Annotated in this window: 34 protein-coding genes and 1 tRNA gene; 18 read left to right on the top strand and 17 right to left on the bottom strand. The window is 63.2% G+C overall.

The window, feature by feature from the left end; all coding sequences use genetic code 11:
* Positions 1-76: 76 nt before the first annotated feature.
* The 5 genes from ACSQ19_RS19035 to ACSQ19_RS19015 all read left to right on the top strand — a co-directional run bounded on the left by ACSQ19_RS19035 (position 77) and on the right by ACSQ19_RS19015 (position 3045).
* A complete protein-coding gene (locus tag ACSQ19_RS19035) occupies positions 77-751 on the top strand; it encodes a hypothetical protein (protein ID WP_436001177.1) in 675 nt (224 codons plus the stop codon).
* A complete protein-coding gene (locus ACSQ19_RS19030) occupies positions 714-1466 on the top strand; it encodes a nucleotidyl transferase AbiEii/AbiGii toxin family protein (protein ID WP_436001175.1) in 753 nt (250 codons plus the stop codon). The genes ACSQ19_RS19035 and ACSQ19_RS19030 overlap by 38 nt, the downstream gene beginning before the upstream one ends.
* 9 nt (positions 1467-1475) lie before the next feature.
* Complete coding sequence (csrA, locus tag ACSQ19_RS19025) at positions 1476-1667, top strand: carbon storage regulator CsrA (protein ID WP_436001173.1); 192 nt, start codon at positions 1476-1478, stop codon at positions 1665-1667.
* A 98-nt stretch (positions 1668-1765) separates the two neighbouring features.
* A complete protein-coding gene (locus ACSQ19_RS19020) occupies positions 1766-2314 on the top strand; it encodes a surface-adhesin E family protein (protein ID WP_436001171.1) in 549 nt (182 codons plus the stop codon).
* A 251-nt stretch (positions 2315-2565) separates the two neighbouring features.
* Positions 2566-3045 carry a hypothetical protein gene (locus ACSQ19_RS19015; RefSeq protein ID WP_436040809.1) on the top strand — a complete coding sequence of 160 codons (480 nt, stop codon included), beginning with the start codon at positions 2566-2568 and terminating at the stop codon, positions 3043-3045.
* A 9-nt stretch (positions 3046-3054) separates the two neighbouring features.
* Here the strand turns inward: ACSQ19_RS19015 and ACSQ19_RS19010 are convergent, their stop codons facing one another.
* Positions 3055-3585, bottom strand: coding sequence for a hypothetical protein (locus tag ACSQ19_RS19010; RefSeq protein ID WP_436001167.1), 531 nt, complete (start codon positions 3583-3585; stop codon positions 3055-3057).
* Between the two features lie 89 nt (positions 3586-3674).
* Here ACSQ19_RS19010 and ACSQ19_RS19005 point away from each other — a divergent pair, with 89 nt between their 5' ends.
* Entirely contained in the window at positions 3675-3968 is a 294-nt protein-coding gene (locus ACSQ19_RS19005; protein WP_436001165.1) for a hypothetical protein, read from the top strand.
* 245 nt (positions 3969-4213) lie between these two features.
* Positions 4214-5362, top strand: a complete 1149-nt coding sequence (locus tag ACSQ19_RS19000) for a hypothetical protein (RefSeq protein WP_436001163.1) — start codon at positions 4214-4216, stop codon at positions 5360-5362.
* Between the two features lie 59 nt (positions 5363-5421).
* Here ACSQ19_RS19000 and ACSQ19_RS18995 read toward each other — a convergent pair whose 3' ends face one another.
* From ACSQ19_RS18995 to ACSQ19_RS18955, 9 genes are read right to left on the bottom strand one after another with little or no spacing between them, the layout of a single operon-like run.
* Positions 5422-5847, bottom strand: coding sequence for a hypothetical protein (locus tag ACSQ19_RS18995; RefSeq protein ID WP_436001161.1), 426 nt, complete (start codon positions 5845-5847; stop codon positions 5422-5424).
* Entirely contained in the window at positions 5844-6173 is a 330-nt protein-coding gene (locus ACSQ19_RS18990) for a hypothetical protein (protein ID WP_436001159.1), read from the bottom strand. Before ACSQ19_RS18990 ends, ACSQ19_RS18995 begins: the two co-directional genes overlap by 4 nt.
* Entirely contained in the window at positions 6166-7329 is a 1164-nt protein-coding gene (locus tag ACSQ19_RS18985) for a hypothetical protein (protein WP_436001157.1), read from the bottom strand. Before ACSQ19_RS18985 ends, ACSQ19_RS18990 begins: the two co-directional genes overlap by 8 nt.
* Before the next feature lie 14 nt (positions 7330-7343).
* Complete coding sequence (locus tag ACSQ19_RS18980) at positions 7344-7631, bottom strand: hypothetical protein (RefSeq protein WP_436001155.1); 288 nt, start codon at positions 7629-7631, stop codon at positions 7344-7346.
* Positions 7628-7969, bottom strand: a complete 342-nt coding sequence (locus ACSQ19_RS18975) for a DUF4031 domain-containing protein (RefSeq protein ID WP_436001153.1) — start codon at positions 7967-7969, stop codon at positions 7628-7630. Before ACSQ19_RS18975 ends, ACSQ19_RS18980 begins: the two co-directional genes overlap by 4 nt.
* Positions 7966-9030 carry a phage Gp37/Gp68 family protein gene (locus ACSQ19_RS18970; RefSeq protein ID WP_436001151.1) on the bottom strand — a complete coding sequence of 355 codons (1065 nt, stop codon included), beginning with the start codon at positions 9028-9030 and terminating at the stop codon, positions 7966-7968. The genes ACSQ19_RS18975 and ACSQ19_RS18970 overlap by 4 nt, the downstream gene beginning before the upstream one ends.
* 2 nt (positions 9031-9032) lie before the next feature.
* The gene (locus tag ACSQ19_RS18965) at positions 9033-9935 is read right to left on the bottom strand and encodes a hypothetical protein (protein ID WP_436001149.1); all 903 of its coding nucleotides are present in this window, start codon (positions 9933-9935) and stop codon (positions 9033-9035) included.
* Between the two features lie 35 nt (positions 9936-9970).
* Complete coding sequence (locus ACSQ19_RS18960) at positions 9971-12943, bottom strand: hypothetical protein (RefSeq protein ID WP_436040807.1); 2973 nt, start codon at positions 12941-12943, stop codon at positions 9971-9973.
* Positions 12940-14217, bottom strand: coding sequence for a DNA methyltransferase (locus ACSQ19_RS18955; RefSeq protein WP_436001528.1), 1278 nt, complete (start codon positions 14215-14217; stop codon positions 12940-12942). The genes ACSQ19_RS18960 and ACSQ19_RS18955 overlap by 4 nt, the downstream gene beginning before the upstream one ends.
* Positions 14218-14316: 99 nt before the next feature.
* Between ACSQ19_RS18955 and ACSQ19_RS18950 the strand changes: the two genes are divergently transcribed.
* The 10 genes from ACSQ19_RS18950 (at position 14317) to ACSQ19_RS18905 (ending at position 20118) form a co-directional block, all read left to right on the top strand.
* On the top strand, positions 14317-14661 hold the full coding sequence (locus tag ACSQ19_RS18950) for a DUF4031 domain-containing protein (protein WP_436001526.1): 345 nt from the start codon (positions 14317-14319) through the stop codon (positions 14659-14661).
* A gap of 45 nt (positions 14662-14706) precedes the next feature.
* A complete protein-coding gene (locus ACSQ19_RS18945) occupies positions 14707-15177 on the top strand; it encodes a hypothetical protein (RefSeq protein ID WP_436001524.1) in 471 nt (156 codons plus the stop codon).
* 48 nt (positions 15178-15225) lie between these two features.
* The gene (locus ACSQ19_RS18940) at positions 15226-15684 is read left to right on the top strand and encodes a hypothetical protein (protein WP_436001522.1); all 459 of its coding nucleotides are present in this window, start codon (positions 15226-15228) and stop codon (positions 15682-15684) included.
* Positions 15681-17435: an SNF2-related protein gene (locus ACSQ19_RS18935; protein ID WP_436001520.1), complete on the top strand. Its 1755-nt coding sequence runs from the start codon at positions 15681-15683 to the stop codon at positions 17433-17435. Before ACSQ19_RS18940 ends, ACSQ19_RS18935 begins: the two co-directional genes overlap by 4 nt.
* Complete coding sequence (locus ACSQ19_RS18930; RefSeq protein WP_436001518.1) at positions 17432-17683, top strand: hypothetical protein; 252 nt, start codon at positions 17432-17434, stop codon at positions 17681-17683. The genes ACSQ19_RS18935 and ACSQ19_RS18930 overlap by 4 nt, the downstream gene beginning before the upstream one ends.
* A 28-nt stretch (positions 17684-17711) precedes the next feature.
* Complete coding sequence (locus ACSQ19_RS18925) at positions 17712-18440, top strand: hypothetical protein (protein ID WP_436001516.1); 729 nt, start codon at positions 17712-17714, stop codon at positions 18438-18440.
* On the top strand, positions 18437-18691 hold the full coding sequence (locus tag ACSQ19_RS18920) for a hypothetical protein (protein WP_436001514.1): 255 nt from the start codon (positions 18437-18439) through the stop codon (positions 18689-18691). The genes ACSQ19_RS18925 and ACSQ19_RS18920 overlap by 4 nt, the downstream gene beginning before the upstream one ends.
* Positions 18692-18704: 13 nt before the next feature.
* Positions 18705-19178, top strand: a complete 474-nt coding sequence (locus ACSQ19_RS18915) for a hypothetical protein (protein WP_436001512.1) — start codon at positions 18705-18707, stop codon at positions 19176-19178.
* Between the two features lie 74 nt (positions 19179-19252).
* The gene (locus ACSQ19_RS18910) at positions 19253-19768 is read left to right on the top strand and encodes a hypothetical protein (protein WP_436001510.1); all 516 of its coding nucleotides are present in this window, start codon (positions 19253-19255) and stop codon (positions 19766-19768) included.
* Positions 19768-20118, top strand: coding sequence for a hypothetical protein (locus tag ACSQ19_RS18905; protein WP_436001508.1), 351 nt, complete (start codon positions 19768-19770; stop codon positions 20116-20118). Before ACSQ19_RS18910 ends, ACSQ19_RS18905 begins: the two co-directional genes overlap by 1 nt.
* Positions 20119-20128: 10 nt before the next feature.
* On the opposite strand, the gene ACSQ19_RS18900 is transcribed toward ACSQ19_RS18905, so the two are convergent.
* Together ACSQ19_RS18900 and hisS are read right to left on the bottom strand one after the other, a co-directional pair.
* Positions 20129-22018, bottom strand: coding sequence for an HAL/PAL/TAL family ammonia-lyase (locus tag ACSQ19_RS18900; protein WP_436001506.1), 1890 nt, complete (start codon positions 22016-22018; stop codon positions 20129-20131).
* Between the two features lies 1 nt (position 22019).
* Positions 22020-23402 carry a histidine--tRNA ligase gene (gene hisS, locus ACSQ19_RS18895; RefSeq protein WP_436001504.1) on the bottom strand — a complete coding sequence of 461 codons (1383 nt, stop codon included), beginning with the start codon at positions 23400-23402 and terminating at the stop codon, positions 22020-22022.
* Positions 23403-23547: 145 nt separating this feature from the next.
* Between hisS and ACSQ19_RS18890 the strand changes: the two genes are divergently transcribed.
* Positions 23548-23624, top strand: a tRNA-Pro gene (locus tag ACSQ19_RS18890).
* 104 nt (positions 23625-23728) lie between these two features.
* Here the strand turns inward: ACSQ19_RS18890 and ACSQ19_RS18885 are convergent.
* The 5 genes from ACSQ19_RS18885 to ACSQ19_RS18865 all read right to left on the bottom strand — a co-directional run bounded on the left by ACSQ19_RS18885 (position 23729) and on the right by ACSQ19_RS18865 (position 26338).
* A complete protein-coding gene (locus ACSQ19_RS18885) occupies positions 23729-24316 on the bottom strand; it encodes a hypothetical protein (protein WP_436001502.1) in 588 nt (195 codons plus the stop codon).
* Positions 24317-24328: 12 nt separating this feature from the next.
* Positions 24329-24562 (bottom strand): hypothetical protein, encoded by a 234-nt coding sequence (locus tag ACSQ19_RS18880; RefSeq protein ID WP_436001500.1) that lies wholly within the window; start codon positions 24560-24562, stop codon positions 24329-24331.
* A gap of 173 nt (positions 24563-24735) precedes the next feature.
* Positions 24736-25071 (bottom strand): hypothetical protein, encoded by a 336-nt coding sequence (locus ACSQ19_RS18875; RefSeq protein WP_436001498.1) that lies wholly within the window; start codon positions 25069-25071, stop codon positions 24736-24738.
* Positions 25068-25421, bottom strand: coding sequence for a hypothetical protein (locus ACSQ19_RS18870; RefSeq protein WP_436001496.1), 354 nt, complete (start codon positions 25419-25421; stop codon positions 25068-25070). Before ACSQ19_RS18870 ends, ACSQ19_RS18875 begins: the two co-directional genes overlap by 4 nt.
* 245 nt (positions 25422-25666) lie before the next feature.
* Positions 25667-26338 carry a hypothetical protein gene (locus ACSQ19_RS18865; protein WP_436001494.1) on the bottom strand — a complete coding sequence of 224 codons (672 nt, stop codon included), beginning with the start codon at positions 26336-26338 and terminating at the stop codon, positions 25667-25669.
* Positions 26339-26347: the final 9 nt, after the last annotated feature.

Here is a 26347-nt window from a genome sequence, read left to right as displayed (position 1 = left end):
TGTTAATATACATCGTATGAGGACGACCCAGCTAAACGGTATCCTGCATCAGCTCGCCCAGAAGGGGCGCTGGCTGATGAGCGAGAGCACGCTGCGCCTGTTCGCGGGCGAGAAGGTCAATTCGTTCCGCGTGGCCATGGTGCGCCACGTGCGCGCCGGTACGATCCGGCGCTTGGCGCCGGGTCTGTACGCCAATCCCTTCGTCCAGCAGCCCCAGTGGGCGCTGGAGAAGTGCGTGAGCCACCTGCGTCCGGATGACGCCTACTACCTCACCGGCGAGAGCGCCTTGCATGCCTTGGGGCTGCAGGCCCAAGCGCCGGCGCAATTGACCGTCATGACCACCGGGCGCACGTACCGGCACGTCATCCCAGGTCTGGGTGTGATCGACTTCGTCCACACAAGCCGTCCGCCGGAGGCGTGGCGGCAGCACACCTCCTTCATGCCTGGCCGCGAAATGCATGTGGCTGACCCTGAGCTTGCGCGAGCGGATATCCGCCGCATGCGCGGACAACTGCAGGCCCCTGCTATGGGGGCGGAGGAAGAGATGGATCTGATCGCATTGGCCGACTATCCCGAACTGAAGTTGCTTGCCTGGAACCGCACGGCCACGGCCAAGATCCCCGCGGCCGAGGCGCTGTCGCTCTACGAGCGCAACTGGCGCCTGGTGGATCGTGATCGCCTGTTGCCGGCGGAGAAAACCCTGATCAATCGCCTTGCCGACACCTACGGCAGCGGAGTCCTGCATGTTTAAGCGACAGCATCACCAGCGTATTGCGCGTCTGCTGCGAAAGTTCGATGCGCAGATCCTTCGGGAGGCTGGTGCGCGATTCGGCGGCGGGACCGCCGCGGCGCTGCTGCTCGATGAGTACCGTGAATCGGTCGATGTGGACTTCATGGTCGCCGACAAGGAAGGCTATCGCTTGCTGCGTGAAGCGGTGTCCAGTCAATCGCTGGGCGAGCTCAGCAACGGCGACATCACGCTGCTGCGCGCCGTGAAATGGGACCGGGACAAGATCTCTTTCTTCGCCGTCGAGGACGGCACGCCAATCAAGGTCGAGTTCGTGCTCGAAGGCCGCCTCGATCTGCTCAAGGCCGATACCTTCCCCGACGCCGGCATTCCATTGCTGGCCAGGGAGGACATGTTCGCGGAGAAGCTGCTGGCCAACACGGACCGCGGCCTGGACGCATCCACGCTCAGCCGCGATCTGATCGACCTGGCGATGATGATCCGAGCATGGGACGGCCTGCCGCAGGGCGCCGTCGACCGCGCGGTCGAGGTCTATGGCAACTCGGTATATCGGCTGTACGAGAAGGCCCTGGCCAAGTTCGAGGACCCGGAATACCAGCGGCACTGCCTGCGTGAGCTGCAGATGGAGCCCGATCTCGGCCCCGAGCTTGCGCGGGTGCTGCGGGAGGCGCAGCCTGAGCCGGACGAGCCGGGTTCGGCGCCAGGCTACGGCCGCTAAACTACCGGCATGATCATCATCACGCGTACACCAGGCGAATCCATCTGCATCGGCGACAGCATCATCGTGCAGGTGACCAAGGCCGATGTTGGCCAGGTTCGCCTGGGCATCAAGGCGCCAAAAGACGTAGCCATTCACCGCCAAGAGATCTACGACAAAATCCAGGCCGGGGTGCCCAACCCCAAGGATCTGGTGGAGTAGTCGTCAGCCCGGTTGTGCAACGCTGATCGCCCCTGTTGTATAACGCCGGTGGACAGCGCCGGCACCCCGCCAGCGCCGAGGCCGCAGGCAGGGAAGGGATGAGCAAGGCAGGGTGGGTGATGGTGCTGGCCGCGCTGATCGCGCCGGCGGCGGCCGCGCAGAATGCGCCCGTGCGCACCGCTGAAGAGCAGCAGGAGATCTCCGAGGCCGCACGCCTGGCAGTCGAGGATGCGGTCGCAGCCATGGCCACAGAGCATCGGGCGCACAGGGATGAGGCCAGGGTCACCGTCTGGGACGCCATCTCGTACTACAAGCGCTACAAAAATGAACCCGGCACGCGATGGCTCGATCTGTTCGAGGGCCTGGATGGCCCATGGTTGGCGGATCTGCGCACAGTGCAGCCCAACGGTCCTGTCAGCAGCGTGTGGGTGCAGATCCCGGGTCGCAAGGGCGAGGCGGCGTACTATCGCCAGCACCTGTCGTTCACCTGCAAGGCACGAACCAGTGCGGTTCGCACCTGGGTTGCGTATCGCGCAGACGGCAGCGTTCTGCTCTCTGAGAATGATCCGGCCGCGCCATTCCAGCCCGTTGTGCCCGGGTCCAATGCCGAAGAGGTCATGGACTGGATGTGTGCCGGAGTGCAGTGATCGCCGGCACCAGGTGACAGGTGGGGCGGGTCCAGGCTGGCGCCTGCTTTCGCCCACAAGCGCTACACAGCGAACCGCTCACCTGGGGTTATGTAGGAACCCGCTGTTCGCGGCGGCCGCCACGGCCGGCTGTGCATCGTCGTGGACGACCCGCGGTGTCGGATCGGGGTAGAGTTCTGCCAACGGCAAACAGAGGAAGCGTTCCGATGGCAGGACGGTATCGCCGTAGGACTGATCCGCACGAGAAGAGTATGGGCTCTTACGAGCAGGCGGCGTGGTATGACGCCATCCGCATGGCTCGGCACGTGGCCGACGACTTCGCCGAGTCCAAAGGCATCTCTATCAGAGCGATCCACCGCCGATTCGAGGCTTTCTCCGTAGAGCAGATCAGAGAGTTTGATAGCAAGTATTGGCACCTGATCGGCGAGTATGTTTCCAAGACGGAAAGTCAGCGGCCGGCGTACTTCCGCAAGGTCGCTGGCAAGGTGGGTACCGATGAGCAGATCATGTTCCTGGTGTTGTGTGTGCTGGCGGCTTTGCGCGCCGGCCGACTACTGGAGCTGCGTGATCAGTACAGGCTTGTACTCGCGCCAGGTTCCGGAAACCGGGCTACGGCCGCCGGGGCCTACCGGTTTCTGATGGAGACGCAAGCTCTATTCGACTACTCGTGGCCACACGATGCATTCACGGAAGCGGGCTACTACGCGCCGGATTTCGAGGAAGACGAGTAGGTCTAGTGATTAAGGGGCTGGGGCTCTGTACAGCAGCAGCTCTGCGTCCTCGACGCGGTCCTGGGCCATCGCCAGCAGGAACGCCCCGGTTCTGCCACGCTCTTGCAGCGTCTCCAGCTCATCGAACTCAACCTCGAACTGGGCAATCTCCTGGCCATCCCGAAAAGCGGTGCAGTCAATCCGGTCCGCCATGGCGTCGAACGGACGCCGGCCGACCTCGGAGACCGGGATCGCTTCGGTGGTGGTGCCATCGACCGAGATGAACTGCAGGGCCTTCACGGAGCTGTCCGTGCGCACGTGGTCGACCACGAGCAGGATCGAGTCTTCATCGACGTTACCTGGCCAGGGCCCGATCGAGAGATCCGGCAGCACGACGTCGTTGGGGTCATAGCAGAAGTCATAGTCGCCGCCGGCGGCGATGACGCCTCGCTCGAACTGGTCCTTGTGGCCAGCGGTCTCGAACGTATGGGCCTGGGGGCGGGCGCCCAGCGGGCGCTCTTCGCCCTCATAGGCCAGTAGGAGCGTGGTGTGCTGGGTCATGGCGGCGGCGTGGTGTGGAAACTTTCGTTAGCGTATCATGCTTATTGACAGCGCCTGCAGGGCGTTTCCCGATCATCGCCGAGGGCGACATGGACAAAGACCAAGTGGTTTTAGGCGGCCTGAGCGTACTGTGCGTGGGCTTGATTACCGGCCTTTTCTTCCTTTCCGGCAAGAACCAGGATCAGTGGGAGGCTTTCGCTGCCGAGCACAACTGCAAGCTGATCGAGCACAGGAAGGGTGACGTACTGGTCACCACCGCGGTGACCGCCATTCCCCCCAGCAAGACCATTCCAAGCGGCGGGGTCGCTGCGACCCCGATCGTTGCGACAACGCCGAGCAAGCGCGCCTTCAAGTGCGATGACGGCGTGACGTACTGGCGCTAAGAACTCCCTCTGTGGGCGGCCGCGGTGCGCTCGCCTGAGCAGTAGACAACGAAGCATGCCGAGCGCATGCTATCCCCAGCGGTACGACCTGTTACCGCGCCGCCCGCAAGGGCGAAGCCGCCTCGACGGCATCGGGTGTTCACCAGATCCACGCTTTACGTACTACGCAACCCTGACCTGTGCGTCGGTGTCGTTGCGAACAGCGGGCATTCGTACCACCTTCCAACCACAATTCAGGAGTCACCATGTCGCGTGAGCGCATCAAGCGCGAGGCTAAGCGCCTCCAGAAGCTATTGCCTTCGTTCTTCAAGGACCACACCGCCCCATACCCGCTATCGGCGTGTCAGGAGCTGGCGGCACAAGCGGCCGGCTATCAGAACCTTCACTCAGTGCCAGAAGGTTCGGCTGGGGGTGAGGATGCAGCGAAAGTCCGGGAGGACAGGGAAGCACTCATGCTGCAACTCGACATTGCAGTGGCTTCGGCGGTGAGCAAGGGTGTTGTTCCCTGGGCCGACGTCGATTGGGATTCGTGGCTAACACTTGTCGACATTCATGACGACATCACCAATCGAACTGGCGACATGTTCGCTTACCCCGCGCTCGTGTCGAACATCGCAATGAGGCTCCACGTCAACCCGCTGGATCTCTATGCTCTGCAGGCGGCGGTTGATATGCATGAGTTCCCCTCGCATACCGCTGCCGAACAGTATGTGGCCAGAATGCTGGGGCACGTGATTGAGTGCGTCGCGGCGTTTGATGAAGTTGATTCTGATGACGTGGATGTCATTGAAGAGGTCACCGAGACCATCAATGCTCCGGACATCGGGTACTGGATGACTGGCTATCTCGTCATGGCAGCTCTTGAGCAGGGACAACTCGAACGCGCCGCTGATGGGTGCCGCATGGCATTAATGTGCGAAGACACTCAAGAGGACCCGGCATGCATCCTGGAGTCGGGTGTAGCCGCGGCCTTGGAGGTCGACGACCTTGAGCTGGCGGTGAAAGTGTTGGCAGCACTCACCCATCGCGATTCGCTTACTTTCAATGACCTGTCCGATGCTGCCCCAGACGCCTACAACGAGTCCATGTACGAGGGGAGGATTGAGTATGGACTGCTTGCTCTTCTCGTCGGATTGAATGAAGAGCGGTATCCCCTTACGCCCTTGCTGTGCCGGTATGCCTCCGCGATAAAAACCCAGCAGGGGGATAACGTGCTTGCAGTGCCCGTATCCGACGTCGTCGGACACGTGGTTGTGCCCGAAATGGGCGTTGGCCCTTGGAGTGTCAACACAGATGGAGACGTGCAACTCGCTGTCGCACGCTACATCGCCCGCGAACCTGATCGATTGAGAAGATTGAACAGGGCGCTGGAACTACGCCCTAAACTGCACTGAGCGGGGAATTAAGAAAGGGGCCAGTCAGGCCCCTTTGTTGTTGCATAGTTCGTTCGCGATCAGTCTTCCGCGTCAGGATCAGGGGTGAACTCGGAAGGTTCCGGCTTATGTTCTTTGGCCAGTGCTTCGGCGGCTTCGACCTCGCCCTTCGCGTGATGCAGGAGGTATCGCCCCCATTCGCCTGCATGCTGCAGTCTGTCGTAGGTCTCACCCGACAGATCGAACCCATGCTGTTCTTCGAGATTCTTCCAGACCGTTCCGGTGGCGTCCGCAAGTGGCTCGGATGATGCAGGGTCCCATTTGGTTGGAACCTGACGCACGGGATCAACTTCGTCATCCGTGTAGATGATGTAGATGTCGGACTTCCTGCCCCGCCCGAAGTCGCGAAGGTCAACGTTGATCTGCACGGTCTCGCTATCGATGGACAGGCCGGTGTTGTTCGGGCTGCCGTCCGGCAGAGTGGTCAGTGGTGTCGGATTACTCATTGCGCCTCCTGGCTGTTGGGTGGTGCGGTGGTGGATCTGAGCTTACACAAGAGCTGCTTGCCCGCCTCCGTGGCATACCAGCCATCGGAGATGCCGGAGCTGGTGTAGCGGAAATGGGCCAGGCCCAGCTTCTGCAGGCGGTTGCCCAGGCGGCCGCCGATGCGTCCTGCCGCCTGGGGCCGCCACCGGCGTCCGATCGGCTGTTTGATGGCGCCGCTGCTGGCCAGCAGATGCGCCAGGCCAGAGGACAGCGGGCCCGGGGTGCGGATCAGCTGACGCAGCGCTTCCAGGTCCAGCGCGGTGAGGTCATAGGTCGGCTCAGTCATGGGCGGTAGCATCCCCGTTCCAGAGCATCCATCCCCGAGGCGACAGCACCTCGCCGGTCTCGGCGTCGTGCCAGGTGGCGTCGGCGTGCAGGTAGTTCGCGCGACGAATCGCCGGACCTCCCTCCGGCGTGTGGTCCACCAGCACCCAGAGGCCTGTCGTGCCTCCATCAGGCTTCTTCAGCCGCCGCGACGGCGGCTGGCTGGGACTGCACCAGGCCGGCCCTGAGGGCGCCCCCGGCGCGATCAGCTCGCCACGGGCGACCAGGTACATGACGATCGCAGCCGCTTCCAGCGGATCGCCATGACGCGCGTAGCGGCGCAGCTGGTCGGACAGCATCGCGTTGATGCCGCCTTGCTGCCATCCGCTGGGGCCATGGACGCGCTTGCGCGCCACGAACGCCTTCAGGCGAGCGCAGAACAGCTCTATGGCCATGTCGTCCGGATGCTCGGCCGGCGGTGGCGGCACGGCATCGAGCAGGCCCTGGAAGCGCGCATGCACGCGCTGGAGCGCCGCGGCCGCCGCGGCTGCACCCTCGCCGTCGAGCAGGGCTGTCTCAGCCTCTACGGCTTGCGCGAGCAGCTGGGAAGACGCCGGCAGCGCGGCGGCGCGCTGCTCTGCCCGGATGGCTCTGTGCTGTGCCAGGTTCAACAGCTGGGAATACGTCGGCGGGTCTTGGGCCAGTGTGCCATCGGGGTTGGGATGCCCCTGCAGATCTCCGTTGGCGAGGATGCGGGCGACTTCAGGCCAGATGCCCTGCTCCTTGGCCAGTTCGGCCAGGCGCTCGATGCGAACGGCATACCAGGCTTCGATCTGCTGCAGTCGCGACACCGCGCGATCGCGCTGCTGTTCCAGCGACTCCAGCCTGGGGTGGAGCTGAAGGAAGTCGACACCTAGGTCAAGCACGTCGTTGGCGAGGATGGTATCCATCCCAAACACCACCCGAAAGAGACTGCCTTGCTTGGCGATCTTGCGGAGCAGATCCACGACCTGCTGCAACTGCTCCAGATCGTTGCTATCCAGCCGCGGCTGATCTTCGTCCGCGTCGAACGGCATCCTGCCTTCTCCCAGTGCGTCCAGCACGTTGGAAAGCGCCATGCCCGCATCGATGTCGGCGGGCGTTGCGCGGGCCATCTTCAGGCCGGTGGATGTGGACACGTGCATCTCCTAACTCACAAGAGGGGGCTGTAGCGGGCTGATTCGGTACGGCGCCGTCCATAGCTGTTCATCGTCCAGGCGATCTCGCCGGCATACTGATCGCCGACATAGCTCGCGCGAATGCGATACCGGGCCACACTGCCGGGCGGCAGTGCGGCACGATGACGCAACAGGTGGCAGTCCTGGGTGCGGTAAAACGTCACACGTCCCGTGGGCGAGACCTTGCGGACGATCTGGCCGGGCAGGGGTTCGCCCTGGCCATGCCAATCCACTGTCCAGCGGGTGCCGGTAATGGGCTTCATGCCGGCGCCTGAGCCTGAGCCGAGCGTTGCGCGGCGTATTCCTGGGCCCAGCGCTCCGCATCTTCAGGCGTGCCGAGCTCGCCGGTGATCCGGCGGCGCATGCACATGCAGCTGCACTGACGCCGAGTGATCTCAACGGCGCCGGCGCGGACCGCCCGCGCACGCTTGGTCAGCGCGATATCGAAGTGCTCTTTCGCACTGCCAGGATGCTGAATCCACTTGTGCTGGACACCGATCGCCGTCGCCATCGCCAGCAGCTCAGCTTTGGTGGTGGCGATCATGTGGCACATGACCATGCGGCCGAAGTCGGCCCGCATGTTGTCGACGTACACCGTCACAGCACACTCCGTGGGAACTGCAGGTGTTCACTGCCATCGAGCATGCTGCCGGCCAGGGACTTGCCGATGCGGAACACATGCGCGGCCGTGGCCAGATCCTTGGGCGCGGCAGCTTCGCCGGCGGTGAAGCTGCCGTCGCGCTCCACCCAGCCGCCGATCCGACTCTTCTCGTAGCACAGGTCCAACGCAACGCCTGCGGCGTCTTTGGAGATCCATTCGCCCCACTGCTTGAACAGGAAGGCAACGCCCGCTTCGCGGCATTGATCACGCAGTGAGCGGACCCACTGAGGATGCATCGGTCGGGCCTGGTGGCCGCTCTCGCCGCCAGCGATCACCCAGTGGATGCCGCGCAAGCTCTCCAGGTGGTTGACCCCGCCGCGGCGTTCCATGTAGGTCCGGTAGTCCTCGCCCGCCGCCTGATGGGCGTAGGGCATCCATCGGAAATTCACCGGACCCATCAGCGGTTCCATCGACAGGAACCGCACGGAAGCGGGCAATGCCAGCAGCTTCGGGATATCGCGATCGGCTTCAGTCTGGTCGACGATCGTTGCACCGAGCCAGACGTGCTTGGGGAACCCGTTCTCCATCCATGACGCGGGCACCATCTTGTGCACCAGGCCAATACGCTTAGTGAGCAGCAGCCAGTCCAGGTTGGGCGTGGACTCGATGAGCGCGAACAGATCCTCTCGCCAGCTCGGATCGACCTCGTTGTCGAACACATCGGACAGTGACGCGCAGAAGATGCGCCGTTGCGCCCGCTCAGGCTTGCCCGTCTTGCATGCGGGACACCGCCCCCCTTCGATGCAGAGCCGTCCCTCGCCGCGCCACTGGCAGCTGGGGCATGCCACGAACAGCGTGTTGTTCCACTTCACCGGCTGGGCCCAGTTGCTCGGCGCTGTACGCCGGCGAGGCTGGCCAGCGCCCCACGCAACGCCGAAGCGTCGCGAGGGCGTGGACACTTCGGCATAGCAGTTTGCACAGGCCTTCGGGCTGATCTTCGTGCAGCCCATCCACCCGTTGAAGGTGCCATCGGCCCACTGGATTTTCGTCTCGACAGCCATTTCTAGCTCTCCCTGGGCGCATTGCGCTTGGCGATCCAGTCCCGCTTGGGGTCCTGCTGGTTATCCGCCTCTATCGCCACCATCAGGGCGACCAGGGCGTTGTACGTGTTCGGCGACTTGCCGCCGCCGGTCCCGGTGGTGCAGAACTCGACGCCGCTGCCAGGCGGGGCCGTCGTAGAGAAATAGATATCGCCATCGCCATCGAAGCCCACGCGAACGGCGTGGCGCGGGTCCATGTCGCCGATGCGGGCAACCTCCTGCGCCGCGGCGCGCTCCTGCGGCTCGGCATGCCTGCCAGCACCGCCGTACGTCACGGAGGCATGCCGCGTGATGACCTTCGCGAACTGCACCACCTCGGTGACCGTGAAGGCGTAGAAGGGCGCCCCCAGCTTGCAGGACTCGCCGGACTGGTATCCGACTCCCATCTGATGGGCCAGCCTGCAGACATCGCCCGCGAATGATCCGTCGTCCAGGTTCAGAGCCGGTACCGCACCACTGCTGCGAAGATCCAGATCTGCCTGGGCGGCGCCCTGGAAAGCGTAGTAGGCCGCTTTGAACAGGCGAGGCGCATGCCACTCCGGCTTGTGGATGAGCGTGTCCGGTCCGGGATAGTTGCGGACGAAGTAGCTTGTGAACGCGTCGCACGCGGCGTCATAGCCTGCGGGTGCTTCCCGGCGCCCGAGCCAGCAGACGATTGCCTCGGCGAGCGCGCCTGCGCCACACTCGTGCTTGCCATCGATCGAGCGGATGAACTGCGCCAGCTCGTCGACGTCCGGCGCCGGCGGGGTAGGGGCGTCGAGGAACAGCTGGTGCTCGCCCAGCGGCAAGCCAAGCGCGATGCCCGTTGGCTTCAGACGCGAGCTGCGTCCTCCGTCCTTGTCTTTGACGTTGGCCAGCGTGGCCACGGGAGAAGGGGTATTCGTGTCCATACGTACCTCGTTTACGCCGCAGCGCGGGTCAGGGGGATGAGTTCCGGGAACAGCTTTGCTCCCAGCTCGGTGAGCGTGGTGACGACGACCCGGCGGTCCTCGTTCGCCTTCGCGGACAGGGACGGGTCGACGATGTTGTCGATCTCCAGCCTCAGGACCGGCATGCCATCAGCGCCCAGGTGTTCCAGCTCCCGGCATGCATGTGCGTCAGCAAGGGTCATGGTGCCCATCCGCCACTGGCTGGGCCGTCCACCGTCGACGCCCTTGATGTTCCTGATATGGCTCTCGGGCTTGGCGTAGGTCGAGAAGATCCAGGTAACGCAGTCAACCTGTTCTGCCTTCGACCCTGTGTCGTAGACGTGCTGGAGGGCATCCTTGGAGGCCACCAGCAGTTTCGGTTCACCGCGCACGAGCAGTGTGCCGATGGCCAGGCGGATACTCATCCGCTCAACGGAGCCCGTCTTCCTGACTTCGTTGTAGCGCTCGGCCAGCCTGAAGAGCCGGGCGTTGCTGACCTCCGCCAACCACGCTTCGTGCTTGTGGCGTAGCTCGAATGCACTCACGGCGTTCTCATAGCTAAGGGTAGCTAGCGCCTGCCCGCGGGCGGACCAGTCTTTTACCAGGCTTGGTGTGGTGCGCGTGACGTCGTGGCCCCACTCTTTCACGACCGACACAACATCGGTGTGGAAGTCGTGAACAACGTGTTCGTAGTTGCGTAGTCTCAGCAGCCGCATCGACACCGGGCCCAGCTCCACGCCATCGTCATTGAACGTGACGGGATACATGGCCGCATAAGCGGGATCTCCCAGCCGTGCGTCATGCTCAGCGCTGGTGGGCTCGCAATAGACGGCCCAATCACTCTTCCCGCTCAGCACAAGCCGCAGCGGAACCCGACCGTTGGCGGCAGCCCATGCGGTGATGCTCTCGATCCTGCGCTGGTTGTCGCTGACCAGCCCGTACAGGAGCGTCATAGCCGTCTTTACATAGGCCTTGTGGGCAGGCGTACCCGCCTCCGGAATGGAGCGGTCACGCCGCCCCATCCTGGCGATCGCCATTGCACTGACGACAGCACGCAGGAGGGCGGGGCGGTCCTCGGAGATTCGGCCGGCTTCCGCTGCCTTCAGGATCTCAGCACGCAACGTGGCTTCTGCTTCATCGCGCGCAGCGACCCACGTTCTGGCCATCTTGAAGAGCTCGATGTAGGCCTGATACTGGCGCCTCTGCTTCCGCGAGCTCAGATAGTAGGTGAGGTCCGATGCGATGACCCGATCAAGCACCAACGTGTGACTGAGGACGGCGTCCTCCAGATACAGCTTTCCATTGCGTGTCTTGCGACGCACTTCTTTGTTGTAACCTCCATACACCAGCGGAACCTCAACGAACAAGCCGCGCTTGTCGGCCTGGACGCGCGACACCATCCCATCCTGGACAGAGCGGTCCAGATCGAACACCCGTTCCTTCTCGTACGTCCGTCCGTTGTAGCGCTCCTGCGTAGCGAAGGCGCCGGGCAGATACTCATCATTCATGCACCGGGCAGGAACCACAGCGACCGTAGAGCCGGGCGCGAGGAATGAGTTCTGTTCGCGACGCCATTCGGCGTAGTCCGGCCTCTCTTCACCGATCAAACGATCGTGGCTGCAAAGCTCCAGGAAGGCGTCCTGGAACGCCGGATCGAGCCAGTTCGCGAATGCGGGGATGGCACTATCTGCCAGTAGTCCCTGCGTGTCCCTGAGGCCCCACAGGGCGATAAGGACCTTCGCATATACGTCCAGCATGCCCATCTGGCGCCGCTGTGCCTTGGCATAGTTGAGATCTTCGCGCTTCAGTTCTTTCGGGGCTGAACCCCACCGGTGTTCCGAGAACGTGTCGATCATCTCGCGCTGATTCGGCATCAGCTGCTGCAAGTTGTCGAACAGCTCGGACTCGATCAGGTACAACCGATCACCGTCGCGGAGCAGGAGGCGGCTGCGCTTCGAGTCCTCGCTCATCTGGGAATTGAAGCGGTGGGTCGCGGCCTCCATCTTCGGATCGGTCGTCTTGACGAACTCCTTGAACGAACGACGAAACTTGACCACTACCATGCCGAGCGCGTACGGAATCATGCGATCGACAAGTGAGTTGTCTGCCAGAGCTGCGGACAGTTCTTCCGCCATCGTGTGATCCAGGCCATCAGGGCAACTTTCGACGTGCAGCGCACATTCCTCGTCGAACGCCAAGCAATCCTGGAGCACCCTGAGTTTTTCCCCGCGCGGCGCGGGTTCGCCTTCGCGGATCTGCATCACCTCGATTCCGTTTCCGACATAGACCTGCAGGTTCGCCGCGACTCGCTGCGCCACCTGCACACCCTCGGTCTGCGCTTTGGCGACAGCGAGCGCAACGTTGGCCTTCTCGGTGTGGAAGCCGGCAAGCTGCTTGGCTTGCATGCCCAAGGCGGTCGTATGCTTCTTCGTCCAGCTCGCTAGGGCCTTTGCCCGGTCTTGGACCTGTTCGGCGTACGCTTCGATCGCCTTGATCGTGTCCACGGTGGCAAGGGCCTGGCCAGGTACGCCGACCTGCTCGACAGGGTCGTGTCCAATGAGGCCAGCGGGTGCAGCGTCAGGCGGAGGCGACATCAAAAGCCTCTGCGTTTCTCGCATGTCGTCATGCAGGTCCGCCAGCTCCTGCTCACGCACCTGGGCGCCATCGGGCGCCGGCTCCCAGTAGTCGTGGAAGATGTCGACGTGGAAGCGAAGTTCATCGTCGTCATTCCACAGCGGATGGCCCGCCATCACGTAGGTGTGTGGCTCACCATCGGCTTGAACCACCTCCGTCAGCAGAAGCACGATTCCTTTCGGCAAATCGGGGGATTCGCACTGCTCAACGTTCTTGGTCTTGAGCTTCTTCTTCGTACGCCAGTAGGTGCCCGGCGTCGGGTCATCGAAGCGGAAGCTGCGATCGCTCTGCGCGGGGCGCACGACGTCGCTGGGAACCAGATCCTGACTCATACGATGATTGCTCCTGTGGCGTCCACGCGGACGCTTCCTTGCCAGTCGCCGCCGGCGATGGCCTGTCCAAATCGAAGGCCACCGCATACCAAGTGGTCCCAGATGGCTTCTGTGCAGAGCCAGCGGCGGCCGTTGGCCTCTGCTGCCTTGCCAGTGGTAAGACGACCGGCGAACGGATCGGCAACGAGATCGTTTACGCGCGAGAGCCAGCGCACCAGGCGATCAGCGATCGCGTACGGCATCGGCGCGCCATGCGTCTGCAGGCCCGCCTTTCGTGCGAACGCATTCATGGCCACTACATCGCTGTCACGGTGGCCGATGGGCCACACGTTGCGCATGATCTTGCCCTCGGTGGCGTTGCCGAAGCTGCCGGGCTTGATGCGGTAGGCGCCATCACTGAAGACGCCAGAGCGCTGCTCGCCGCCCTTGGCGATCAGCTTGGCGTGAGCTTCCGTGTGCGGCTCCAGGCAGCGGCGGTTGTCTGCGAACCACGCGGTGGGGTCCGGAGTCAGAATGTAGATGGGCTCGAACGCCGCGTTCAGCTGCTGACGCGTTCTACTCGCCCACTGATATGGACCCGGGATTGCTGATGTCTTGCTCCAGATCAGCTCATCCGCCTTGCTGAGCGATAGCCTCTCGCAGAGCTCAATCAGAAGCCTCTCGCGGTAGAGCGAACGTGCCGGCGTGCCCGTCACGAAGATGTCGTTGCTGATGTTCAGCGCGATCGAACCGCCCGGTAACAGGTTGCGCCGGATGGGCTCCAGCGCCCGGAGGATGAAATCGATGTACTCGCGCTCGCCACGCGGGCCTTCGTAAGCGCGCTGCCGCGCCAGCGGATACGGCGGGGAGGTCAAGATCAAGGCGACGTCGAGGTCTGCCCCCAGCTTGGGGAAGACCGACTCGTGCCGGGCCCAGATGGCCAGGCCGAGCTTGGTGGAGAACGCCAACAGGGCGGCGCCATCGGGCGCCTGCTGGGGCATGTCCTGCGTGCGCTGGCGCACTCGCCAGGCGCCACGCTCACCTGCCGGCTCCACCAGACCAAGCGACTTCAAGGTCTGCTGGGCCCAGCGAATGCGGCGCTTGACCAGGTTCCGGGGCTTGGCGGCCCTGCCTACCGGCTCCCGGGCCGTCATTTCGGTGTCCGACAGGCCCAGATCTGCCTGAACCCGGGCATAGAGCTGGTCATTGCTCAGCTGCCCGTCCGGGCTGCCGGCATACGCGCGGGAAACCGCGGCGGTGAACAGGTCCAGCTGGGCTGCAGAGCTACCTTTCATGGGAGCAAAATATTATTGGCTATGGCCTAACTTTCGTTATAGTATCTTTCCATAGCGCGGCGTCAAGCACTATTTGTAATGTCACCGGAGAGTCCGTTCATGGCGATCTACGTCGATCAGGAAGTTGAGAACGCAATGCAGCTTTACGGCCGCATGGTCCCGGCTTCGCACTTGTTCACGGATGATCCCGACCTGTCAGCCCTGCACACGATGGCTGAACGCCTTGGCCTGCAACGGCAGTGGTTCCAGTCCAATCCGAGACACCCGCACTACGACCTCACGCGCGGCCGGCGAAACGCCGCTGTGCTGCTGGGCGCTATCGAAGTCGACGAAGCGAAAGCGGTGGAGCTGCTGCAGCGTCGCCGTGAACGCCTGCGAGCACCCGCCATGGAAGTGCTCTACGGCACGCCAGAACAAACGGAGGGGTTGGGCCCTCGGCCCTGACGCCCTCTGCGAATTTCACCAATCATCACCAAGGAGCTTCACCGTATGTACTCCAGCATCTTCCGCGTCGCCTGCCTCAGTCTCGGTTTGCTTGCCATCCCCGCCTCTGCGATCGCTGCCGATGCGGCGCCGGCGCCGGCGAGCTCCGAGAGCTACGCCAGCCTGTTCTCGGCGCATCGCGCCTGGGTGGAGCAGGGGATGAAGCAAGAGACGCGATGGGTGAAGGTCGGGCAGGACGACAGGGACGTGCTGTACGTCGACATGGCCCGCTACAGCGCCGACTACGTGGCCAAGCAGACGCTGATCGTGCAGAAGCTGGTGCCTACCAATCCGGCTCAGCGCACGATGGTGAACCAGAACCTGATCAGCTGCGCGGACAGGACCTTCCTGATGGGCAGGAAAGAGATCCTGGACGACAGGGAGAACGTCGTTCACGTCCAGCCCGGCGCCAAGGGCGCGCTGAAGCCGGCAGCAGACACGCTGCCCGGCACGCTGATCGCCTGGGTTTGCGGCTAACAAGCCTCGCGCCATCTAGCGCTCCTTCCGTCCAAGCAGGTTCGACGCATGCACACGCCATCCCCACACGCACAGACGCCGATTGCCGACCCGCTCAAAGGGGCTATCACGGTGCCGGGCAGGGACTGCCGCGTTGCCAGCCTCATGACGCTGCTGGAGCGCTACAACTACCGCTACGGAAGTGAGGTTCAACTGCATGAAACGCTCAGCAAGGTGCTGAGCGCCGCGCATATCGACCATGTCCGCGAATTCCGCCTGGATAGCCGTAATCGTGCGGACTTCTGGCTGCCCCAGCCCGCAAGCGAGCGGGGCATCGTGATCGAAGTGAAAGTCGACGGCACGCTCGCTGATGCGCTTCGCCAGGTCGGCCGCTACATCGCCCTGCCGCAGGTCGCCGGCGTATTGCTGGCCAGCTCCGTGCGCTGGGCGGCGTTCGCCCTGGAGGAACAGCCCCACTGGGGCGGAAAGGCCTTTGAGGTCGCTTATCTACGGAGGCAATGCCTGTGACGTTCTTCTATGGGACGGTGAAGCGCCAGGACCGCAACTGGGAGGTCTTCTGCGAGCCGCAGGTGCGCGCACGGCTCAAGCGCGTATTTCCCCGCGCTCCCCAGCACGCGGCGACCACGCTGCCGCTGCTGGCCACGCCGGAGAACAGCCGCGAGCTGCGCTGGTTCATGTCCCGCTATCCCATGGATATGAGCCCGCAGGACGCGCTGGCACTGAATGAGCTCGCGGACCGCCACGAAGACCGGGAACAATCCCTGGCTGAGCTACTGGCCGGGCGCATCGAGCTACCCGCCTTCGAGCTGGCCAAGCCGCCACGCGACTATCAGCGACTGCCGGCGGCCGCCGCGGAGATCTCTGGTGGGCTGTTGCTGGCTGACGTGCTGGGCCTGGGCAAGACGGTCTCTGCCATGTGTCCAATGACCAAGCCGGCCAACTTGCCGGCGGTCATCGTCTATCCAGCCTACCTGCCCAACCACTGGCCTGAGAAGCTGGCCGAGTTCGCACCGAATCTGCGCGTGCATCACGTTCGCACCAGCAAGCCGTACCCGCTGATCAAGCAGCCGCGGCAGCGTATCGCGGATCTGTGGGATACCTTGCCGGACGTCATCCTGGTCAGCTATCACAAGCTGCGTGGCTGGGCCGAGGTGCTGGGCGAGATCGTCCAGTACGTGGTGTTCGAGGAATGCCAGCAGCTGCGCAATGATGGCTCGGACATCTATCGCGCGTGCAAGTACATCAGCCTGGCAGCGAAGCAGCGGATGGGACTGTCCGCCACGCCGATCTATGGCTACGGGTCGGAGTTCTACCACGTCGTGGACGTCCTGGTTCCCGGTGCTCTCGGTAGCTACGATGAGTTCGTGCGGGAGTGGTGCATCTCGTCGCCAGGCGAGAAAGCCCAGTTGAAGGACCCGGATGCCTTCGGCGCTTACCTGCGCCGAGAGGGCATCATGCTCCGCCGATCCCGCCCGGAAGTGGGCAGGGAGCTCCCGCAGGTCCAGAAGGTACCGCACGAGATCGATCTGGATTTCGATGTGATGGCATCGGTGGAAAGCGACGCCATCTCGCTTGCCCGCACGATCGTGGCGCGCAACGAGAAGTTCCGCGGCGAGAAGATGCAGGCCTCCGGCGAGTTCGATCGACTCATTCGCCAGGCTACCGGCGTGGCAAAGGCGCCGCATGTGGCGCAGTTCGTCAGGATGCTGGTGGAGACGGGCGAGCAGGTGGTGCTGTTCGGCTGGCATCGCGCCGTTTATGACATCTGGATGGAGCAGTTGGCCGAATTCAACCCGGTCATGTACACCGGCTCTGAATCGCCGAAGCAAAAGGCCTACGCCAAAGAGGAATTCGTCAGCGGCCGCAGCAAGGTGATCATCCTGTCGCTGCGCTCAGGCGCGGGCCTTGACGGTCTGCAGGACGCGGCCAGCATCGCGGTTTTCGGCGAACTGGACTGGTCACCCGGCGTGCACGATCAGGGTATCGGGCGCGTTGATCGCGATCGCTCGGATGGCCTGCTCAACTACGTCGTCGCTTATTTCGTCACCTGCAGTCAGGGCGCCGACCCGGCGATGATGGAGGTGCTGGGCGTGAAGAAAGAGCAGATCGAGGGTGTGATCAATCCGGACAATCAGATGATCCAGCCTCGTGACATGGAAGGGCGCCAGCTTGCCGACGTGGCACGCAAGTTCCTGGCGTCCCGTGGCATGGTCGAGGGACATGCCCGGCAGGCCATGCCGGAGGCACAGGCAGCATGAGCACTGACCTGAAAGCACTTTCGCGGCCTGCACTGTCTGCCGCCATGCGCGGCGGTACCGAACTCTGGGGTCAATGGGGCTCCCAGGACGATCACGTCCGCTATGCCGAGGCTATCGAGCCTCGCTCACGCCGGCGCTGCAGCTGCGGCTGCAAGCGTCGAGCAACGCACAAGGGCATGGCCAATGGGGTCTGCCTGCGCTCTGGTTGCGACCTCTCTATCCGACGCTGGGTCAAAGGCAGCATCTGACCCTGCGTCTTCACCAAAGGAAACCTTCATGACAGACAAGAGTGCACTACCAGGCTATTCGGCCTTCACGAAAGCCCAGCTGGCCCTGCGGAAGGAGCTGTTGGCGCTTGCGCCCATGACGGTCGCTTGCACACCTGCAGGTGGCCACGACTACTTCCTGGTCACCTGGGACGACACCAGCGAGCTCTACTATGCCGCTGCGCAGTGCAGTTCCGCGGGTTTCGACCTGGTCTGCATGGGTCCGGCCTTCGAGCCGCCCCTGCTGGGCGACTGCGAGTACCAGGAGCTGGCGGACCAGCTCAACAGCTGGCTGGCCGCTGGAAACCTGCAGGACCCGAAGAAGACCCGACTCGCCAGTGCGGGCGAGCAGCAGGCCATTCGCGAAGAGCAGGAGCGGATGGAGAAGATGGGCTGGACGCTCCTGTCCGAGCATCACGCCAAGGTGGCCGCTCTGCTGGCCAAGGCGCCACCCAACAGCGTGGCGCGAGCCTTCGACGGCGGTTACGACGCGTTCCTGGTGGGCGAGGGCGATAGTCGCGTGCTCTGCATCGCGCCTGGCGGCGGAGGGGAGTTCGACGTGCACAACGTCATGTACGCCAGCGATGTCGAGAAGGGGGGCCTTGGCAACGAGGAATTCCTTGAGATCGCGAAGGCGGGAAGGAAATGGGATGGGACCATCACGCCGGCCACGGAGGCCGAGGCACGTTGCATCGAGCTGGAAACCGAAACGCTGACCAACCAAGGACCGCGCCCATGAGCGAGAACGACGCGGGGCCTCTCAAGCCTGTCCCCAGCTTCTACACGATCGTCGTGGAAGTCACCGACTCGGAGTTGGCGTCCTCCACGCTGAGCCCGCTGATCAAGGCCCTGGGCGATGACACGCTCATTCCGGGTCTGCGCGTCACCGGCGTCAGCAATCGCGACGAGATGACGCTGCTGGAGCGCTTCGAGAACGGCGAGCCTGACGATGACGACGAAGACGGCCATCGCGTCGTCATGGCGATGTAATCAGGAGATCACGATGCGCATCCTTACCTCCATCATCCTGAGCTTGGCGGCCAGCGCCCTGGCTCTATCTATCTTCGCCAAAGCCGAGTACGACGATCGCCTCGAAGCCGGCGCAGCAGATGGCCTGGTGCTGAAAGGCCGTGGCGAGACCGGCCCTGAGACGTGCAGTGAGCTTGCCGAGTCGGTCGACGTCATCAGGACGAAGACAACGACGGCGATTGCCGTGGCTGTCGCTGCCCTCGACATCAAGGAGGCCTACGCGAAGGACTGCATGACCTACGCGGATGCCGACCAGGCGCTCAACGATATCAGGAAGGAATTCAACACCAGATACCAGGCCGAGCAAGGGAACTTCAAGGCCGCGAACATGGTGTCGAGCATGATCCGCTTCTACAAGAATCCCTTCGCGCAGCCTGATGTGGAAATGCCCGAGCAAGCCGAAAGGACAGGGCTCTTCGACCTTTCGGTGGTCAACGAGGGCAGCTGAGGGTAATCCGAACTCGCGGCCGGCGACGACGGCCGCGCTACCATGTCCACGTGACTCACAGGGGAACGCAACACGTGATCCGCACCATCTGTATCAATGCCGCCCTGGCGGCGCTCTCGGTCATATCGGCCACGCCATACGCTGGCCAGGACCCGGCAAAGCTGACCGATCCCTCAATGGCCGCAGCGGATGCGGCTTTAGCGGCGATTCTGGCGGCCGAGGACCCCTATGGTTATGTCAGTCGCAAGGCCGATGTGGCGATCTGGGAAGAGCAAGGCAAGCGCGAGGATGAGCGTTGGCTGCATTTGGTCTTCACGCCTGAGCTTCATGTCTACGTGGATCTCCGGCGCGTCACCGCCAGCAAGGCGGGGGAGGTCGTGGAACTGTGGTCCAAGCATGTCAATGCGATCGGTGAAACCACGCTGGGCCAGGACCGCATCTACTGCAGCAGCATGACCTCGCAGGTTGGCACGCTCGCGCTTCTCGATGAGCGCGGCGACGCGACCGTCAAGAACGATAGGTTCTTACCCGCTTCTCCCATTCTTCCGGGCTCAATCATGGAAGCCAAGGCGAGCTGGGCCTGCAACTGATGAGCAAGATTGCGGCCGCGATGATACTGGTTCCCGCAGCATTTGCGCTTTGGCCCTACGCCAGATCCCTGCTCGGTACTGATCGCCAAACAGAGCGCGACGAAGCAGAGGCGATCGGGCGCGCCCTGGCGAACAGTCGCTCAGCCGCGCACTGGGATGATGACGACGATGCACCGCCGCCTGTGCAGACAGAGGATGAGATTCCTCGCCCCCTCTATGCGGACAGCGTCGTTGAGCAATGGCAAGAGCCGCACGAGTGGATTCACGACTCGCTTGACGTGAACGATGCGTCCAACCCTCTGCACTACACAGACATGAACCCTATGAACCCCATGGGCAATGACTGGTAGTCAGGGCGGCTCAGCCGCCCCTAACCACCGCCAGGAGCGCGCCTGACTCGACCAGGCGGACGGCGGTAGCCACCTCACCATCCAACGCTCGATCGCGTTCCAGGAATGGGATCTGCACTCGGATTGCCGCATGAGCGGCAGCCACAGCACGCCCCGGTTGGAACGGCTCACTGCCCGCCAGAGCGGAGCGGAGCCCGTCTACTTCCTGCAGAAACACCTCGCGGTCGGCGTCACGGAGCGAAGGACCACCGGCAACCTTCGTGGCCATGCCCTCAGCATCGGCCCGCTTGGCCAGGGCACGCGCCGCGTTGATCATGTCGCGACGCAGATCCAGCGCTTGAGCGGCGGTGTACAGCTCAAGCGCCAGCACCCGGCCCAGGTCCTGCACCATCGCCAGCACGTGGCGCGCCTCATTGGCGCCCATCGAAACATGGTCTTCGGCATTCGCGCTGGTAGGCACCGAGAACACGCTGGCCGGATGCGCACGGCTGGCCAAGTCGTTGACGATCGCCGCTGCGGTGTATTGCACGATCATGTGCCCCGACTCCGTACCGTCCTCGTTTCCGATCAGGAAAGGCGGCAAGCCGTCGTTGGTCGACGGATCGACCAGTTTGTTGAGGCGACGCTCGGAGATCGAGGCCAGGGTCGGGATGGCGGCCTTCACGTAGCTCATCGCCAGCGCCAGCGGCATGCCGTGGAAGTGACCCGCCGAGATCACCTGCTCTTCGACGTGCTCGGCCTGCTTGTCCGGGAACACGAGCGGGTTGTCGGTGACTGCATTGAGCTCGATCTCCAGCACGCGTTTGGCCTGTTCCACTGCGTCGCGCACGGCGCCATGCACCTGCGGGATGCAGCGCAGCGAGTAGCTGTCCTGCGGCTGGTGCTTCTTGCCGCCACGGAACGGCATGAAGCGCTGGTAGAACTTGGCGCGGCCGTGGCGTTGATCGGTTGGCACCCAGTCCCAGCCGATGTCAAAGCGCAGCGCCTGTGCCTCTGCCGTGTCCCAGCTGCTGGGCAGCCAGGTGCGAAAGCGCGGTACCAGGTGGTACGGGATGTCGGCCAGCGTCGAACCGGCCAACAGCTCTCGCAGGCGGCCGGCGACATGCACCTGGCCCGGATGCGGTCGCAGGGCATGCACTTCCTCGGCGAACGCGCCCAGGCGGCCGGCAAAGGCGTCGATCGTCATTGCCGCGGCCAGATCCGCGGTGTCCAGCAGCTGGTCGAGCCGGTACATCGCCAGCACGCCCATCGCCAGCATCTGCGCGGTGCCGTTGTTGAGCGCCAGGCCTTCCTTGTAGGACAGCGAGACCGGCGCCAGGCCAGCGCGCTTGAGCGCGTCGGCGCCCGGCATGCGCTCGCCCTGGTAGAACGCTTCGCCACCGCCGAGCAGCACGATGGCCAGGTGCGACAGCGGCGCCAGGTCGCCTGAGGCGCCCACCGAGCCCAGCGAGGGCACCACCGGCACGATGCCGGCGTTGAGCATCGCGGCGAGCGCCTGCAGGGTCTCCACGCGGATGCCGGAATGGCCCTTCAGTAGCGTGTTGATGCGAATGCCAAGCATGGCGCGGACGATCTCCGGCGCCATGGGCTCGCCCACGCAGACCGCATGGGTGACGATCAGGTTGTATTGCAGCTCTTCATGCAGAGAGCGGCCTGACTTCACCGCTCCGGGCAGCTCGCCGCGCAGCGGGTGCGCGCCCAGCAGCTTGTCGGCGTTGCTGCCAAAGCCCGTGGAGACGCCGTAGATCGGCTCTTGCCGGCGCACTTGTTCGGCAAGGAACTCGGCCGCTCGCGAAACCGCCTTCAATGCGTCCTTGTCCAGCTCGACGCTGGCACCGAACGCGATCTCGACCAGGCGATCGCGGGTGAGCGACTTGCCATCCAGCAGGATCGGTTTCATGTCAGCGCCCCGCCAGTGCGCGGGCCTGTTCCAGCTCCACTTTCAGGCTGGCGGCCAGCTCATCGCGCTTCACCTCGAACTGCTGTTCGCTCACCAGGTCCTTGACCGTGACGACGCCGCGGCTCAGCTCATCCTCACCGGCCAGGACCACGAAGCGGATGCCGGCACGCGAGGCGTACTGGAACTGCTTGGCCAGCTTGCGGCTTTCCATCTGCACTTCGGTGTTGATGCCGGCCGCACGCAGGCGGCGGGCAATATCAAGTGACTGCGCCATCTGTCCTTCGTCCATCAGGGCGACCATGGCCTGCACGCTGCTTTCGTCGACGCCGGCGATCAGGCCTGCCTCCTGCAGCTGCCAGAACAGGCGGGTCAGGCCGATCGAGATGCCCACGCCGGGCAGCTTGGACTTGGTGTAGTGGCTGGCCAGGTTCTCGTAGCGACCGCCCGAGCAGATCGAGCCGATCTGCGGGTAATCGTCCAGCTGCGTCTCATAGACGGTGCCGGTGTAGTAATCCAGGCCACGCGCGATCGAGAAGTTCAGGCAATAGGACTCTTCCGGTACGCCCAGTGCCTTGACCAGCTCCAGCACCTCGCGCAACTCGGCAATGCCCTGGTCGAAGATCTCGCTGCCTTGCCCGAGGGCATCGAGCTTGGCCAGCGCATCGGCGTGGCCGTTGCTGCGCATGGCGACGAAGTCCAGGATGCGATTGACGGCCTCAGCCGACATGCCAAAGCCATCGCCGGTCAGCGTTTCGCGCACGTAGTCGACGCCGCGCTTGTCCAGCTTGTCGACCTCGCGCAGGACCAGTGCCTGCTGCTCTCCGTCCGTGACGCCCTGAGCCTCGAAGAAACCACGCATCAGCTTGCGGTTGTTCAACTGGATGGTGAATGCGCCAATGCCAAGCTCGCTGAAGACGGCATGGATCACCGCCAGGATCTCCGCATCGAAGCGCACGCTCAATGCATCTTTGCCGATCACGTCGATGTCGCACTGGTAGAACTCGCGGAAGCGGCCGCGCTGGGCGCGCTCGCCGCGGTAGACGCGCTGGGTCTGGTAGCGGCGGAACGGGAAGGTCAGCTCGTGCTCGTGCTCGGCCACGTAGCGGGCCAGGGGCACGGTCAGGTCGAAGCGCAGGGCCAGCTCGGGCAGGCCGTCGCCTTCCTTGGCCAGGGCGCCGGTGGACTGGACGAAGTAGACCTGTCGCTCGGTCTCGCCGCCGGATTTGGTCAGCAGCGTCTCGGACAGCTCGAACACCGGGGTTTCCACCGGCATGAACCCGAAACGTTCGTAATTCCGGCGGATGGTGTCGAGCATGCGCTGGAAGGCGATCTGCTCGCGTGGCAGCAGCTCCATGACGCCAGGCGGGGTACGCGGCTTGATCAAACGGGCAACTCCGACATTCGTAAGGTGGGGCATTTTACGTGCCCGACAGACACTCGGCAGCCTTGCCGAATATGTGGATTCGCCGTGTTTTTGAATCAACGTATTGCCCGACTTAATACGCTTCCATACAATGCCGCCCCTCAGTCGGGGTGTAGCTCAGTCTGGTAGAGCGCTACGTTCGGGACGTAGAGGTCGCAGGTTCAAATCCTGTCTCCCCGACCATTTTTCACTGCTTTTTTGCCTGTTCAGCCATTCCGGCCAGGCACCTGATTCTGCTGACACGGTGCTGTCACAGCACACCACATGGTCATCGACCACGTGCACCGTCACTGCTTCGTCGCTGACGCACCTTCAGTCAACGCCGCCTCGTATGCGAGACGGTAGAAGTCGGACACGGCACCGCCGTCTCTCGATGAGCCACCCAGCAGGATGATCTGCGGCTCCGCGAACTGCGGCGGCCGATCCTTGAAGCGCGTGACACGCGAGTTAAGCATCGCGCCAAAGCCATCAAGCGTCTCGGCTCGCATGTCCATGAACTCGACACGCTCACCGAGGCCGCCTGCAGCATCCACCTGCCGGATGTAGACCATCGTGGCCAGCACCACGAACGAGGGCAGGGGCTGCTGTTGCGCCACCTGCTCGCGCAGCGCATGCCCCACCAGGCCGCGATCCGGGTGCGCGATGATCGGGCTGAGATCCAACGCCTGCATCGAACCATCAGGATGGGCCATGAAAAGCAGCGGCGGCGGATCTTCGTCGGGGCCTGTGAGCGAGCTCCGCAGGTCCTCAGTGATCGCCCACAAGCCCAGCAGCGCGCTCTCGATCCGCGCACGATCTTCACTTGTCGGCTCGCGGAATTCCTTCAGGCGACCGACCTGGGCAATGAGATCCAGCAGCTCTTGGGTCAGATGCACGAGGAACGTCCGTCAGAACTTCCGGTCTGCTGGCGGCTTAGCCAGCGTGCACGTTCCAGTGGCAATCGAACTTTCTTTCGTACCCGCCTTGGGACCGGAGTAGAAATGCATGGTTTGATCGCGCGTAAGTGCAAGGGTTGATCGGTTAATGGTGTAGGTAGTTACCGTATCCATGAAGTCCATCGTGAACACCCTCTTGAAGCTGACCTGCGACGCAGTGAACGCCGCATCGGTTTTGGTACTCATGCCGCCCTCAGGGTGGTACGTCGCCGAGCTCTCGCCCTCAAGCAACGTCACAGCCAGGCCCTGAGGCTTGGCATCGCCGGCACTGGAGTGCGAACACTCCAAGTACACCGGGTTAGCTGCAGCGGCGCCTGAAGCCATCAGGGCGCCAGCTACCAACGGGCAGAGTAGCGCCCTCATCGCGGCACCGCCGCGCTTGCGATCAGAGCTTCAAGTCGAGCGACCGCCTGCTCCTTCGTGACGCCACTCGGCAGCGAGGCCTTGTCCATCCGCGTTGCGCGGCGAAGGCACTGTTCAACAGCCTCTTGCCTTGGCTCGACGTGGGAGAGCCCGCAGCTGTATGCCAAGCCTTCCAGGAGGGTCCGGTCGTCGACCGAGGCCTCGGGCCACACCAGGTCCAACCTCTCGCCCCGGATCACGTCTTTCTTGCTTTCACTCCAGATGAGGAAAGGATACGTCCCAACCAAGACCGCCACTACAAGCGCGATAACGCCACCTTCGAGCTTCGTCATTTCGCCACCCCTTCGTTTGATTTGGAATCCTCGATCAGCTCTGCCAGGCGCTTGGCCGCCTGATCCATCGTCATGCCCTTCGGCAACGTTGGTTCTTCCAGCAGCGCGGACTGGAGGCACTGGATGATCATTTCGCGGTCAAGCTCGACCTCCCGCAGTGAGCACGTAAAGCCCAAGGTTGCCAGCAGCGCCCGATCGCGCTCGGGCATTGTCATCACATCTGGCCAGACGAACTGCAGGCGCTGCAGCGCGGCTTCGGCATGTGCTTTGCCCAAATCGCGCGCCAGCATCGAGCCCACAAGGATGATCACTCCAACCACGATCATCAGAACCCACTTGTTGATCTTCATCTCGCGTCCTGCAGCGTTAGGTAAGTTGGATCTCTTGTCCGTTAACGATCGCGGACAGCTTGACGTCAGAAAGCATGTACTGGCCGCCAGGGCCACCCCTGACCACATATCCAAGCGGATCGGGAAAGATGGATACCGGAAATGGAAACTCCCCGAGATCCTTTGCCACTTCGTTCTGATGGAAGTATTTGGATGACTTCTTGATTCGAGCAACCAGTTGAGTAGGGACAGTCATCGTCGTTACCTCACTCGGCCGCGGGCCCGGATTGATGGAGTTTATCTGCAAACTTTGCTGCTGCATCGGACGACGCGATCTCCGAATCGCTACGCTCATCTTTCAGCTTAGCCACCATTGCTGGCACCTCGGCGGCGGTCACGGCACGGTAGGTGATCACGTCGCTTGCCTGGTGTCTCAGCGCCATGGTCGTCTGATCCATGCTCTCGATGATGTACGGGCCATTCCAAGCAGGTGATCCGGTAGTCGCACTCAGATTCAAGACTGCGCCTTTGACCTGGTAGGTCCCCTTAGCGTCGCTCACGCGCCCTACTGCCCCGTCCTTTTCCTTATTCTTGATGGTGGTCCTGCTCAGGACAGAGAAGCGGTGATCACGGTGGAGGACCAGCAACTGCTCCACGCTGAGCTTCTTGTCATCCTGCTGGATCGTCCAAGCGCCGACAGGCGCCTGTACCGACTCGTGCGCGAGCGCAGCCTCTGCCAGGCGGTAGAAGGCCGGGTCCAGATTCTCGCTGCGATCTATGGCGGGCATCGAGAGCTGCAAGAGCAGATCCTGGGCGTCCCTGGACTTATTCGCCGAGTCCACCGCGCCCCAGATAAGCAGGAGAAGCATGATGCCGATGAACATCCATAGGAACGATTCGCCGCGCTGATAATTGGGGCCGTTAAAGTGGGTTTTCATCGGTCACTA

The organism is Pseudoxanthomonas sp. LjRoot127 (assembly GCF_964253495.1).
In the GTDB taxonomy this organism is placed as follows: Bacteria; Pseudomonadota; Gammaproteobacteria; order Xanthomonadales; family Xanthomonadaceae; genus Pseudoxanthomonas_A.
The sequence above is the reverse complement of the archived record's forward strand: the minus strand, read 5'-3'. Positions and strand labels throughout refer to the sequence as shown.